The sequence below is a fragment of the Methanomicrobium antiquum genome, from assembly GCF_029633915.1.
In the GTDB taxonomy this organism is placed as follows: Archaea; Halobacteriota; Methanomicrobia; order Methanomicrobiales; family Methanomicrobiaceae; genus Methanomicrobium; species Methanomicrobium antiquum.
The window spans coordinates 2,253,681-2,265,388 of record NZ_CP091092.1; the positions used below are offsets into that span (position 1 = coordinate 2,253,681).

The following is an 11,708-nucleotide window of genomic DNA, read 5'->3' on the forward strand; positions in this document are numbered from 1 at the left end:
CTGATTATTTATGCAGACAGCGGATTTCTTCTTTATTCTTTTCGTTTTATCAATTTTCACAGCAGGTGCTCAGGCAGCAACGGGCGGATATACAATCTCTCCTCACACAGATTTTCCGGCCCTTATTGAAAGCGGACTTGTTGATTCATCAGGCGCTGATTCAACTATTACATTCTGGCAGCTGCCTCTCTGGATTCAGATATTTTATGTGGCAGGGATTCTTGCCGCTTTTTTGGGACTTTTTAAGGTTTTTCCCATCGTTTTGGCCAAAGTCGGCGGAATTTTGGAAAATGAAAACCGGAAGAATATCTATGAGTATATCTCTCAAAATCCGGGAAGTAATATAGCTGATATATCCGCGAGCCTGCATATAAACCGGGGCTCTGTAAAATATCATCTTTCAAGACTTGGTTTAGAGAACAGAGTAGTTTCATTAAGAGCAGGAAAATATAAGCGGTTGTATCAAAATTCCAAAACATACGATAAATATGAAAAAATCATTATATCATGTCTGAGAAATGAAACAGGAAAAAAGCTTCTGGTAAGCATACTGGAAAATCCCGGAATTACAAATCAGGCTCTATCAGAAAGATTTGATCTTAGTAAAAGCACAATCCACTGGTATCTTGAGAATTTCTGTCGTCTGGATATTATAACTCCTGTAACTGATGGAAAATACAAAAAGTGGTTTATAAAACCCGTTGTGAGGAGAACTCTTAAAAAAACTATTTATCTCCGGGATATTCATTGATATTCATTAATCCTTGTCAGAATCACATCTCCGTTAAGTTTTATTAATGTCACATTTCCAACGCTTTTGGAATCTGCCATAGCATTGTTTGGCACCTGTGTTGTGTGCAGTTCATTTGAGTCATAAAGGGAAAGAAGATGCGTACCGGAATTGTCAAATACTCTGCATATTCCATCAGGACGGCAGTCGATTATACTGCTGTATTCAACTTCATTGTTTTGTGTTGAATCTCCGGGAGGAACGATTTTTAAATTTCCCGCAGGCATCTGAGGATTTATATTTTTGTTTTCTTTAAGTTCGGGCAGTAAAAGAGCAGACCAGTTGATATAATTTCCTTCAGGGACTTTTTCAGGCAGGTTTATAATTTCTGTAATAATATATGAATCGGCCTTAACTGAACTGTTTAAACTCTCTACGGTGATGAAATATTTGCCTGAGTTAAGTTTTGATGTATTGATGACTGTCGAAAATTTATAAAAGCAGTTGTCTCCTTTTACAACTTCAGCCTCTCCCTCTGCAAATTCGTGCGAGTAGTCATAATTTTTAGGTGAGGGATGTATATTGACAGTTGATATTCCGACAGCAAGTTTTGTTCTCAGAGGAAGAGTCGTATTTCCGGATATAACAGTTTCATGAGGATTTATTTTGTAAGGAGAGTCTATATCTATCCAGCCGTCAGCGCTGTTTATACGGCACATGAAACACATTCCGCCTGTATCTGAATCCGAGACTGCCTGTTCAAACAAATCAATAAGCATTGTCGGGAAGCGTTCGCCTGTGTTTATTTCTTTTAGAATTTCTGATGATACATTTTTGTTAGTTCCCTTAATCTCTCCTGAAAGAGAGTCTTTTGTAACTGCAAATTCACCGTTTGTTCCGGGATATTCAACTAAAATTATTGATGTAAAATTTCCGGGCAGAGAATTTGTCCAGTCAGAGTCAAGGACTTTTTTGAACATATTGTTCCTGTCAGTATGAAGAATATATGAGGTTATATTTCCGTCAAAAACCCATAACTGAACTTTTTCTGATTTTAGACTGCTCAGATTTCCATTTATCAAAAGAGGATGATTCCGGACTACATTTTGAAAAGTACTTTTTTTAAAGTCTTTTGAGAGAGGATCAGAGATAGAGATTATGTTTTCAATAATGGGGCAGTTATTGTTTTCTTTTGAAAAATTTTTGGATGTTAAATCATCTTTTGCAGAATCCTTATTTAGATCACTGCATCCTGCAGTAAATATTGCAATTGATAGAATAAGCAAAAAATATGCAGGAAAAAGAAATTTTTGAAAGATTGATTTTACATGAAAGTTACTTCGTAACTTACATGAAACCGGTGCATGAAATATAATTTTATGGACGTTTTTAATCATTGAATTGAGAATATATAATCAGAGCACATATAATTATGCCTGATATAATATGAGTTTCTTTGTTCAACCTGATTGGGCAGATATTCAATCATCATTCGGGTTTACCATGAAATCAATTCTGATATTTCTTCAGGAAATGCCGGACAAAAAAATCAGAATCCAGATTATACATAAAATACCGGATATAATCATTTGCATCTTTTCTTTTTGAGAAGCTATATATCCGATAAATCCAAGGCAGATTAAAAGCGTCATATGGTATCCTGTGAATAAAAGTAAATAATTCTGACTCAGATGATCCTGAAAATTACCAGATAAAATAATTAAAAGAATCAAAAATGCATAGGATATGATTCCAAAAAGAGGAGCACGAAATTTGTCGCCTGTTTTATATCCATAGAAGAAGGCTCCAATTGGATAGAGAATAATTAAAAATATTCCTATGAATCCGGAATAAAATGAATTTTTTGAGCTTAAATGAAAGTATACTATACAAAGTATGGCAAAAAAACAGAGAGATGAGATAAGAATAAGATTTTTTCTATCAAAGATATCTAAAACATTCATCCTTATTCACCAGTTAAAGATTCTTGTACACATTCCATTATTATAAGAGCCTTCAGAGGATCATCTGAAAGTCCGTCATCTGCTTTCCATCCACTACTATCATCAATATAATATGTGTCTTTTTGCTATGCTCTTTTAGTTTAATATTACCATATATAATTTTGTCTGAATTTTTGGGATTATTTAGAGATTTGTCCGGGAATTTTTCGTTATGTTATTCATAAATATATCAATGACCAATATTTAACCGGATGGCAGAAAAACCAGTATCAGAATATTTTTTTGTATTTTTAAAAGGCCTTTTTATGGGCGCCTGTGACATAATCCCCGGAGTTTCCGGGGGAACAATAGCATTAATCACAGGAATATATGAGCGCCTTATAACAGCGATTGGAAACATCCGTCCTGAGATATTGCTTACACTTTTAAGACGTGATTTTGCCGGATTTTACGAGGAGTTCAAACGGGTGGATGCAGTATTTTTAATATCCCTTGTCGCCGGAATAGGTCTTGCGGTTGTGACAATATCACGTGTTATCCTAATATTTCTTGATTTTTACACAGCAATCACATTTGGCTTTTTTTTAGGCCTTATTGCCGCATCTTCAGTTCAGATTTTTCTTGAAATTGAACAATGTTCAAGAAACAGGAAATCAGTTTTCTTTCTTTTATTTGGGTTTATATCGGGATTTTTAATTGCAGGCCTTAACCCTTCTGCACTTGGGCATTCTCTTCCTGTCCTTTTTATCACCGGAATGATTGCAATTGTTGCTATGATTCTTCCCGGAATTTCGGGTGCATACATAACGCTTCTTATGAATCAGTATGAATATCTGCTTGCTGCATTAAAGTCGGTCTCGATTCCGGAGATAATTGCGTACTGCACAGGAGGACTTATTGGTCTGTTGATGTTTACAAAGCTCTTAAAATTCCTTCTTAAAAATTATCACGCAGTTATGCTTGCATATCTGACCGGACTTATGCTAGGTTCGACACGGATGCTTTTTGATAAAATCGAAGGTGCCGGCGGATTCTCAACAGGTGCGACAGCGGCGCTTATCGCCGGAATTGTTTTGATTCTTGTAATGGAAATTCTTAAACGAAGATACAATTTTAAAAGCATATGCGAAGAAAACCCCTGAAAAAAACATATGGTAAAATTACATCTGAAAGGAATAAAATTACGAACAGAAGGAATAAAAATTACCGATTGAAGGAATAAAATCAGATAAAAAAAAGGTAAGCAAAAGTAAGTAAAAAATACAGCAAAAAAAATGACGGAATTCTAAAAAAGATTGATTTTTTTCAATCCTTCTCTTAATCCTGACTTCTTTTTTTTAATATCGGTTTTTTTCATATACTAATCATATACTTATTCCAAGCATTATGGCATAGAATAAAATGATGTCATAAACACTGTGGGTTACAGCCGAAAATGTCGTGTTGTAATGTCTCCTTATAATTGCAAAGATAATGCCGGCGATAAACACTGATAAAACTCCGTCCCAGCTGTACTGAAATGCATGAAGAGATGCGAAAAGAAGTGAGGGAATAATAATTCCCAGGCGTGGCTGAAGGAGTCCTCTAACAGCTATCTCTTCTCCAAAGCCTGCCGATATTGCGGCAACAAGCGCTGTAACCGGTGTTAAGTAAGCTGAAAAGAGCAGATTTACAGAGTCTGAATCTGTAACACTCCACCCGAAAAATCCCCATATGGCAGAAATTACATGCTCAATCACAAAAAAAACGCCGACAAGCAAAATACCTGCTCCGACAGAGAGCAAAAGTTCATTTTTGGTTGGCTTTACTATACCAAGCCTTTTTAGGACTTCCGGGTATTTTTTGTTGATATATAGTCCTGCGATTATAAACGATGCAAGAATCATCCAGAACAAAGAGAAAACATCCAAAGATACAATCTCTGAAAAAGCCTGTTCAACGGCTGCCATTTCAAGAAAAACCGGTGAAAGATAGGGAGGATTGCCTGTAACCAAAAGCGGAACAAGCGGAATCAGGGTCATTGCAAGGACTGCTGTAAGAGCTGTTTTATGAACGAAAGAGTCCGGATTAATAGGGATGTATCCTGACAGAAGAATACGGAAATTTCTTATCTGTCCTGCAAGTGACAATATTGCCGCAAGTAAAACTGAAAAAAGAAGAAATGCCGATTTTAAAAAAATCTCTTCGATATTTTCTGATATATACTCTTCAATACCCTCTGATGCCGGAGTGTTGATGATTTCTGCCGGCATTAGTGATATAAAGGCGACTCCAAATGAAGTCATTGCGATAATTAATATTATTACCAAAAGCCAGATTGTCGTAAAAATCTTAAGGCCCGGGTATTTTTCAGACATATATGCAAAGAATGCAAGAAGTATAAATGGCGCCACCTGAATTGCCGAAAGTGCAAAGTTGGTTATGTAATCCGGAAATACGTCTGTAAATGGAATTATTGTGCAGACGAAAAGAACTGCAAATAAAACTCCAAGCATCTTTTTGTTTAAAAATTCAAAATTATGATTCAATTAAATCTCCTGTGCTGTTTTTAATTATTAAAATTCTTTTGACATTCAGCTTTTTTTATTAGCTATGAAAATCAGAACCTGAAATTTCCCATTACATCTGTTGCAGGAAATATTCATTTGATAAACGCAATTGTTAGATTAACTTTTAAATTATTTTGGTCTTTTTGAAATTTTATTAAAAACCGGATTAAACCGGTATAATAACCTAATAATTAATTTTTATCCTTTGATTTTTTTTTTTCCTTTGATAGTGAAGGAAATTTTGTAAGACTTTTTATTAAGAATTTTTGGAAGTCTTTTGAAAGACTTTATGTAAGAAATTTATTCTTCAGGTTAGAAACTCTCATTTTGAATATTTAAATATGGCAGATAACCAAAATACCGGGGGATTTTAAAACAAAAATTAAGATGAGAAAAAGGGTAAAATGCAAAAATTTTATTGAATCTTATGAATCTGTTCAGTCTTATGTTGAAAAAAGGAAAGTCTAAGAGATCATTTCCATACAAATATTTGTCATTACAATGCGAATATAAAGAAGGAGTTTCATGTACATCGGAGTTGATCACGGAACAACTGCAATCCGGTTTTCAGCCGGAGATTCGCATTTTAAAATATCAAGAAAGTCTGCAGTCTCTTTTAATTATTCTGATTTAAGCCGGCTTTGTCCTCTGGATGAAATAAAAGGAATCGCTGTATGTTATTCTATGGGTGACGGAATTTCAGAGATCACCAATATAAGAAAGGTAAAAAACCGTGGGATTCTTACAAGGGAAGGCGCCGGCGAGCATATCGGCGGAGGAACCCGTGTATATGATGAAATAAAAAAAAGCGGCATTCCTGCTATCGTAATCCCCGGCATTCACAGAAATTCCCCGACAGACCCAAGATTTAAGGTATATTCACATCAGACAAGCCCGGAAAAGCTTGGAATTGCATATGAAGTCTCAAAAAATTTGGGGGATGATTTTATTGTCTGCGATGCAAGTTCAAATACTGTAACTCTGCTTGTCACCGGCGGAAAAATAACAGGGGCTTTTGATGCATGCATTTTTGCGCCCGGAACAACACACGGTGCAATTGATGTTGACGGGATAAGAAAGATAGACGAAGGAGTATGGACTGCAAACGAGGCTTTTATGCACGCCGGTGTTCGTGAACATGTCCCTGAGGATATCCAGAATAAGACCCTTGCAATGTTTGCCGCAATGGAGTGCGCCGCGATGAGGCTTCTTAATAAAACGACAAAAATTGCACTTGCAGGCTCTCTTGCACCTGTTATAGCAGAAGAGATCTCCTGTCTTTTGGGAGAGGAGGTTTCAGTGTATGATGAATGGTGTGCTTCAAAAGGACTGTCTTTAATGGCCAAAGATGTATTCAACGGCAAAGAAGAGATACTGGGCCTTAAAGTATCTCTTTAAAAAAAGAACTGATTTCAATTAAAACGTTCATGAAATTATCATTTCATGCTAATTGTTTCATGTAAGTTACGAAGTAACTTTCATAGCATATTTAAACTTTTTTTAACTTCACACAGACTCTTAGACCCATATCAGGCCTTCCTTTAATTCTGTCATCGGCATAGACAATGCCTCCGTATCTTTTCTGAATCAGACTTTTTACAATGTATAAACCAAGCCCCTTCCCGGATTTGCCCGTTTTCTTCTTCTCTCTGAATAAACGGTTGAAAATTTCATCCTTGAATTCATCTGATATTCCTGGTCCGTTGTCATCGAAGCAGACTCTGACCCAATCTTCCTCTTCTTCTGTTGAAATTTCAATTCTGCAGTCATCACCTGCATATTTTATGGAATTGTCAATTATATTTGAGAATACTTCAGTTAAAAGTTCGTCTGCAAGTACAAAACGATTGGAATTTTCATAGAGAATGTCTGTTTCAGGATTCAGTTCAATTATTTTTCTCACAATTTCGTCAATTAATACAGGCTTTAGTTTCTGGTTTCTGCTTTGTATTGTGCGTATCAAAGAGACATTTGATATAATTTCTGTACTTCTTTTAACAGACGCAATCATCTTTACTGCCAGTTCTTTTGTAGTATCATCAGCAGTATCTTCTATCAGCTGTGCGTACCCAAGTGTTGCCATATTGGCGTTGTTGATGTCGTGTGTCATAAGATCTATATAGAAATTAGCCTCTTTTGTTGCTTCTTTTAGTTCTTCTGTTCTTTCCTGTACTATTGACTCAAGCTCTTCATTGTATTGCTTTATTGTTTTTTCTGATTCTCTTAGGTTTTCAATCATCGATTTTAAGGATATGACCATATTTTGAATGCTCTGTCGAAGACTTGCAAACTCTTTTGCACCTCCGGGCTTTATCTTATGGTCAAGATTGCCTTTTGCTATTTCGTCCAAATCAAAAACCAGATTTTTGATAGGGCGTGTGAGATAGTCTGTTGCAACATAAAATACTCCCATTAGAAGAATTATTACCAGGAAAAATGCAATTATCTTTGAAAATAAAATTTTGTTAAGCTCTTCTTCAATAGCTTTGTTTGAATAAGTAAATGCCAAAACCACACTTAAATCAGATCCAAGGGAAGGATTATGCAGGTCGCAGTAACGGTACCTTGTTATGGTGTTTGTGTCTTCATCAAAAATTCTGTAATCTGTCTTTTGTTCAGTTACATGTTTTAATATATCAGCGTCTTTCTCATTTTCCAAAAGATCCGGTTCTCCGATTGCATAACCGTATATGTCATAGATTTTTATTGAAGTAAGATATGGATTCATCTCTTTTAGTGAATCAGCGGCTTTTCTGAACTGAAGAAGATCTCTTTTATCTTTGTAGTCTTTTATGTTGTATGAAATTTCGAGGATGTATTTTTTATCTGGTGATGGAAAATATCCGTATTTGCTGACGTTTTTGGTATCTCTTATTCCTCTTACAATTCTGTCGCCGGCATATTCTCCTGATAGAAGAATCTTATCAAGATGATCTGAAAACTCTACATTATTGCTGAAATTAAGGCCGATGTCTAATTCTTTTGTTGAATATCTGACAACATGGCCACTGTCAATGATATAAAAGTCATAATCCTCTCCGAGGTTTTGCTTTAACAAATCCAGATCAATATTTTCCGGTTTTCCATCTGAACTGTTGTAGGCCTCAATAAATGGAATAAATGCATATTTTAGTCTATAGTCAAATGTTTCATCATATATTTCAAGACCGGTGTTTGCAAGTTCAATACTTTCAATAATGCTGTTTTCAGTATTGTTTTGAAGCTGGTAATAATTCTCCTTGAAATTATTTTCAAGAACAGTATAATCAGAGACTGAAATATACAAAAAGATAGGAATTATAATCAAAATGCAGACAATAAGGAAATATGATGAATATGAAAGACTTTCTCTAATACTCCCCCCTTTAAGTACCATCCGTTTCCTTCCTGATTTTTTTTATACTTTTTTTTGATAATTTATTTTAGATAGTTTTGAATTTTCATTCATTTTTTAATGTTTTACAATTTTCTGTATCTTAAAAAGTCAACTTTTTAATCATATATATGTTTTGATTAAATAATATTTTTGAAAAACAAATTTTAAAAAAAGTTTATAATTTTCAAAATTAATTCCTTTTCTTTAGAAGAATCAAATAAATTTGATATTTCTTTGAAATTAAAGAGTCATTTTTTTCCAAACCGCTTCTCTAGATAATTATTCTGAAAAATAAAACTACAAAGAAATAATTGAATTGTTATAAAATTCTGAAATCCAAAAAGACTTTTCACAAGTTTTTGTGTGATGAAAAAGCTCATCATGCGGGTTGATCTGAAAGTTACTTTGTAACTTACATGAAAATGTTGCATAAAATATAATTTCATGGACGTTTTTATGAAAAATTAGGGTTTATTTTTCTGTATAGTCGCTTTTATCATCGGATGAAGAGTCTTTTTGTGTACTCTTCCCCACACCATATTGTATCTTACTGCGCCTTATTTTATCTTATCGCGTCATATTTTATCTTATTGCGTCTTATTTTATCTTATTGCATCTTAGATTTCTCTTAGAACTGTCAGTTTCCATTCATTTCCGCCGCAGATAACGGTCGTCCAGAACTGCCTTTTTTTAACTATCTGATTTGTTCCTGTCGAGAAATAGCTGTAATTTGTGCTTCCTGACCATTCAGCCGAAATTTTTTCTGCACTCTTAAGAATTTCAGGGAAGTTTTCATATTCCGGATTCCCAAGAGTCTGCTTTCCAATCTCACTTTCATCAGGATCATATAATATCAGACTGTCTTTTTGTAAAACCATAAGCTCAAGTCCGGAATTTGTCTGCAGTTTCTCTGCATAATCCCTGAAAAAAATATCGGGACTGAATGCAATGCTTATAAATCCCTCATATGTGTTATTCAAAAAAACAGGATAGTACAAAGCCGCGGCATATCCTCCCTGTTTTAATTCAAAGATATCAGTAATAACCGGGATTTTGTTTTTATTCATATCCATAACAGATTTTTGATTTGAAAGAGAATCTCCTGTCAAAAATCCTTCCTGTTCTGGATAAACTGCTCTTACAACAGCGTCATTTCCAATGTACGAAACCGTTAGGACGCAGTCATTTTCCAATAATATCTGTGCCATTAAAAATTTGAGATTTTTAAGTTTTTCAGTATCAGGAGTCTTTAAACTAAATTTTTCATCCTGTTCTTCTGATAACATAATCCGGGCTGGTTCTTCTTCGATAATCTTTGCACACTTCTTTGCAGACAAAAAAAGATCTTCAACATCATAACAGACATCTCCTGAAAGTTCAGATAATTTAGTCATCATTAAAAGATCCAGAGCCTCACCGGATTTTTTCAACTTATCATCTTCAGAATTAAAATCTTCAGGATTTAAATTATCAAAACTATTTTCTGATGAATCTGAATTATCAGAAATTTGTTCATCTGATTTTAAATTCTGCTTTTCTATACATCCTGGAGAGACAATAAAAAGAATTGCAAAAGACACAACTAATAGTATAGCAGCTGTTTTTTTCATTTGATATAGAATACATCTGGAAAGATAAAAAATTTCTTTTGCTTTTTTTGGACTCTTTATTTTTTTATGAGTTTTATTGTGATTATTTTCTGACTCCTTTTTTATTTTATGCGATTTTTTTTAGTCTTATTGTGATGGTTTTGTAATTTTTTTTATTTTCATTACAGCCGGTGTTTTGTTTTATGATTATCCGCCAAATATTTTACACACACAAATTCAATAGTACTCACAACAAATATAATAGCCGGATATAATAGCTAAGGGATAAGGCATGACAACACAGGATATTAAAATAACCCAAAACAGGATTGCGGTTATTATAGGAAAAGGCGGAAGAACCAGGCGCCAGATTGAGAAAAAAACCAAAGCAAAAATCGAGGTTGACAGCGAGGACGGTATTGTTACAATAGAGTCTGATGATCCAATAAGCGTCTTAAATGCCGTAGATGTGATTACCGCAATCAACCGCGGGTTTTCACCGGAGCGTGCATATACACTCCTTGAAGATGAGGATGTCATTCTTGAGATAATAGATCTTGGAACACGGTGCAACACGCCAAAGCAGATGGAAAGAATCAGAGGCAGAATTATAGGAAAAGCCGGAAAATCACGTGAACAGATTGAAAACATGACAGGTGCGGAAGTTTCAGTCTATGGCAAAACCGTTGCAGTGATTGGCAGTATTGATCAGGTAAAAACTGCAATGTCTGCAATTGAGATGCTAATCGAAGGAATATCGCACGAAAGTGTATTCTCATACCTTGACAAGAAGAAAAAGGAAGCAAAGACAAATATTCTTGAGTATTACTACTAAAAAAGCTGCTAAATATAGTCTTACTTAAAAAAAGAATATTGGAAAATTAAAAAAATTAACCAAAATAAAATACATAAAAACACAATAATTTTTTAATTTCTAAAAAATTATTCATGAAACTAATTTTTCATGCACTGTTCCATGAGAATCAGATTTGATTTGGTATGAAAGTCAAAATTCCTGATAGACTTTCATCAGTTTACATGAAAGTTACTTCGTAACTTACATGAAATCGTGCATGAAATATAATTTCATGGACGTTTTTATGACGAATTATAAAAATAAAAATTCAATGAAAAATTGATGAAAATAAAAAATTGAATGAAAAATAAAAATGAAAATTTATTCCTGGTCAGATCATGGATTTTATAGAACTTCTCCTTTACAGTAAAAACCCGGATTCATACAAAAAAACTGTAAAAAACAGTATTTTTTTTAAATTAGGTGTCAAAGAGAGCCTGAATGCTAAAGAAAATTCCAATAAAACTAATATCATTAACTTAATTTTACATGAAAGTTACTCTGTAACTTACATGAAACCGTGCATGAAATATAATTTCATGAACGTTTTTTTAGAAATATCTGAAAATTTTGCCTCAATCAAAGATTTAATCAATATAATATCATTTTTCACCAGGAATGCTTTATTTCCACTCAAAAATAAA

General features: G+C 34.1%; 9 protein-coding genes. 4 read left to right on the forward strand and 5 right to left on the reverse strand.

Annotated features, from left to right (window positions below):
- Nucleotides 1-10 precede the first annotated feature (10 nt).
- Complete coding sequence (locus L1994_RS11075) at nucleotides 11-751, forward strand: winged helix-turn-helix transcriptional regulator (RefSeq protein ID WP_278099500.1); 741 nt, start codon at nucleotides 11-13, stop codon at nucleotides 749-751.
- Here the strand turns inward: L1994_RS11075 and L1994_RS11080 are convergent.
- Both L1994_RS11080 and L1994_RS11085 read right to left on the reverse strand, forming a co-directional pair.
- Nucleotides 745-2,016 (reverse strand): hypothetical protein, encoded by a 1,272-nt coding sequence (locus tag L1994_RS11080; RefSeq protein ID WP_278099501.1) that lies wholly within the window; start codon nucleotides 2,014-2,016, stop codon nucleotides 745-747. The two genes, L1994_RS11075 and L1994_RS11080, sit on opposite strands and share 7 nt — an antisense overlap.
- 240 nt (nucleotides 2,017-2,256) lie before the next feature.
- Nucleotides 2,257-2,694: a hypothetical protein gene (locus L1994_RS11085; protein ID WP_278099502.1), complete on the reverse strand. Its 438-nt coding sequence runs from the start codon at nucleotides 2,692-2,694 to the stop codon at nucleotides 2,257-2,259.
- A 251-nt stretch (nucleotides 2,695-2,945) separates the two neighbouring features.
- Between L1994_RS11085 and L1994_RS11090 the strand changes: the two genes are divergently transcribed.
- Complete coding sequence (locus L1994_RS11090) at nucleotides 2,946-3,836, forward strand: DUF368 domain-containing protein (protein WP_278099503.1); 891 nt, start codon at nucleotides 2,946-2,948, stop codon at nucleotides 3,834-3,836.
- Nucleotides 3,837-4,058: 222 nt separating this feature from the next.
- On the opposite strand, the gene L1994_RS11095 is transcribed toward L1994_RS11090, so the two are convergent.
- On the reverse strand, nucleotides 4,059-5,222 hold the full coding sequence (locus L1994_RS11095) for a CPBP family glutamic-type intramembrane protease (RefSeq protein ID WP_278099504.1): 1,164 nt from the start codon (nucleotides 5,220-5,222) through the stop codon (nucleotides 4,059-4,061).
- A gap of 546 nt (nucleotides 5,223-5,768) precedes the next feature.
- Between L1994_RS11095 and L1994_RS11100 the strand changes: the two genes are divergently transcribed.
- Nucleotides 5,769-6,641, forward strand: coding sequence for a methanogenesis marker 12 protein (locus L1994_RS11100; protein WP_278099505.1), 873 nt, complete (start codon nucleotides 5,769-5,771; stop codon nucleotides 6,639-6,641).
- Between the two features lie 91 nt (nucleotides 6,642-6,732).
- Here the strand turns inward: L1994_RS11100 and L1994_RS11105 are convergent, their stop codons facing one another.
- Nucleotides 6,733-8,619, reverse strand: a complete 1,887-nt coding sequence (locus L1994_RS11105) for a HAMP domain-containing sensor histidine kinase (protein WP_278099506.1) — start codon at nucleotides 8,617-8,619, stop codon at nucleotides 6,733-6,735.
- Between the two features lie 617 nt (nucleotides 8,620-9,236).
- Nucleotides 9,237-10,229: a hypothetical protein gene (locus L1994_RS11110; protein WP_278099507.1), complete on the reverse strand. Its 993-nt coding sequence runs from the start codon at nucleotides 10,227-10,229 to the stop codon at nucleotides 9,237-9,239.
- A gap of 271 nt (nucleotides 10,230-10,500) precedes the next feature.
- On the opposite strand from L1994_RS11110, the gene L1994_RS11115 reads away from it, so the two are divergent.
- The gene (locus L1994_RS11115; RefSeq protein ID WP_278099508.1) at nucleotides 10,501-11,043 is read left to right on the forward strand and encodes a KH domain-containing protein; all 543 of its coding nucleotides are present in this window, start codon (nucleotides 10,501-10,503) and stop codon (nucleotides 11,041-11,043) included.
- The last annotated feature ends 665 nt before the right edge of the window (nucleotides 11,044-11,708 follow it).

Bases quoted from the DNA above. Each gene is read 5' to 3' on its own strand.
- L1994_RS11075 (WP_278099500.1), top strand. From the start codon at position 11: ATGCAGACAGCGGATTTCTTCTTTATTCTTTTCGTTTTATCAATTTTC.
- L1994_RS11085 (WP_278099502.1), bottom strand. From the start codon at position 2,694: ATGAATGTTTTAGATATCTTTGATAGAAAAAATCTTATTCTTATCTCA.
- L1994_RS11090 (WP_278099503.1), top strand. From the start codon at position 2,946: ATGGCAGAAAAACCAGTATCAGAATATTTTTTTGTATTTTTAAAAGGC.
- L1994_RS11100 (WP_278099505.1), top strand. From the start codon at position 5,769: ATGTACATCGGAGTTGATCACGGAACAACTGCAATCCGGTTTTCAGCC.
- L1994_RS11105 (WP_278099506.1), bottom strand. From the start codon at position 8,619: ATGGTACTTAAAGGGGGGAGTATTAGAGAAAGTCTTTCATATTCATCA.
- L1994_RS11110 (WP_278099507.1), bottom strand. From the start codon at position 10,229: ATGAAAAAAACAGCTGCTATACTATTAGTTGTGTCTTTTGCAATTCTT.
- L1994_RS11115 (WP_278099508.1), top strand. From the start codon at position 10,501: ATGACAACACAGGATATTAAAATAACCCAAAACAGGATTGCGGTTATT.